The organism is Streptomyces odonnellii (assembly GCF_000981895.1).
Classification (GTDB): domain Bacteria; phylum Actinomycetota; class Actinomycetes; order Streptomycetales; family Streptomycetaceae; genus Streptomyces; species Streptomyces odonnellii.
Genome location: NZ_LATD01000236.1, coordinates 1 through 1,719 on the forward strand (window position 1 = coordinate 1; position 1,719 = coordinate 1,719).

At 68.9% G+C, this 1,719-nt stretch carries 1 protein-coding gene; it reads right to left on the bottom strand.

Annotation, left to right across the window (positions count from 1 at the left end; all coding sequences use genetic code 11):
• Positions 1–132: 132 nt before the first annotated feature.
• A complete protein-coding gene (gene metK / locus WH07_RS21910) occupies positions 133–1,356 on the bottom strand; it encodes a methionine adenosyltransferase (protein ID WP_046502691.1) in 1,224 nt (407 codons plus the stop codon).
• Between the last annotated feature and the right edge of the window lie 363 nt (positions 1,357–1,719).

Sequence of the window (1,719 nt, forward strand, 5' to 3'; positions counted from 1 at the left end):
CTTCCGATCCGGATGACACGACAAACGACACCTGGGACGCACCGATGCAAACGAAAGAGGAGGAATAGCGCACGGCCCCGGACCGTCCGGCGGTCCGGGGCCGTCTCAGCCGCTGTGGGTGGGGCGGGTGGGTCAGAGGCCGGCGGCCTCGCGCAGGGCGTCCACGCGGTCCGTGGTCTCCCAGGTGAATTCGGGGAGCTCGCGGCCGAAGTGGCCGTAGGCCGCCGTCTGGGCGTAGATCGGGCGGAGCAGGTCGAGGTCGCGGATGATCGCGGCCGGGCGGAGGTCGAAGACCTTGCCGATGGCCTGCTCGATCTTCTCGGTGTCGACCGTGGCGGTGCCGAAGGTCTCGACGAAGAGGCCGACCGGCTCGGCCTTGCCGATCGCGTACGCGACCTGGACCTCGCAGCGCGCGGCCAGGCCGGCCGCGACGACGTTCTTCGCGACCCAGCGCATCGCGTACGCCGCCGAGCGGTCGACCTTCGACGGGTCCTTGCCCGAGAAGGCGCCGCCGCCGTGGCGGGCCATGCCGCCGTACGTGTCGATGATGATCTTGCGACCGGTCAGACCGGCGTCGCCCATGGGGCCGCCGATCTCGAAGCGGCCGGTCGGGTTGACCAGCAGCCGGTAGCCCTCGGTCTCCAGCTTGATGCCGTCGTCGACCAGCTCCTGGAGGACGTGCTCGACGACGAATTCGCGTACGTCGGGGGCGAGCAGCGAGTCCAGGTCGATGTCGGAGGCGTGCTGCGAGGAAACGACGACCGTGTCGAGACGGACGGCCTTGTCGCCGTCGTACTCGATGGTGACCTGCGTCTTGCCGTCGGGGCGCAGGTACGGGATGGTCCCGTTCTTGCGGACCTCGGAGAGGCGGCGCGAGAGGCGGTGCGCCAGGTGGATCGGGAGCGGCATCAGCTCGGGCGTCTCGTCGCAGGCGTAGCCGAACATCAGGCCCTGGTCGCCGGCGCCCTGCTTGTCCAGCTCGTCGTCCTGCTCACCGCTGGCCGCACCCTCGACGCGCTTCTCGTACGCCGTGTCGACGCCCTGCGCGATGTCGGGCGACTGCGCGCCGATGGAGACCGAGACACCGCAGGAAGCGCCGTCGAAGCCCTTCTTCGAGGAGTCGTAGCCGATCTCCAGGATCTTGTCCCGCACGAGCTGGGCGATCGGCGCGTACGCCTTGGTGGTGACCTCGCCGGCCACATGGACCTGGCCGGTGGTGATCAAGGTCTCCACGGCGACCCGGGAGGTCGGGTCCTCCCGCAGGAGCGCGTCAAGAATGGTGTCGCTGATCTGGTCAGCGATCTTGTCGGGGTGACCTTCGGTCACTGACTCCGAGGTGAACAGACGGCGGGACACATCGCTCCCTGAGGTTGCAGCGGCTGCTGGCTGATCGTTTGCGGACCGACGGGGGCTGCGCCCCACGACGGTCCACGACCACTTTATCTGTCGTATGACGCCACGGGGCGAAGTGTCTCGTTCTGTGGGAGTCCCGTCGCCCGCGGCACTGCATTATGCGATACGCCGATCGACCCTGGCCAGAGCCCGCTGTGCCGGATTAGAGCCGTTCTCTAGCGGCAATCAGGGCTGGTCCCGGGGCCGCCCCGGGATTCAAACGCGGTGCGCGACGTGCAACAAAGAATTCACGCAAGCCCCGGTACGGCCGCCCGGGCACTCCGGTTCCAGGCGCCCCGGCCCCGATCCGGATGCCCGCCCCGCTGG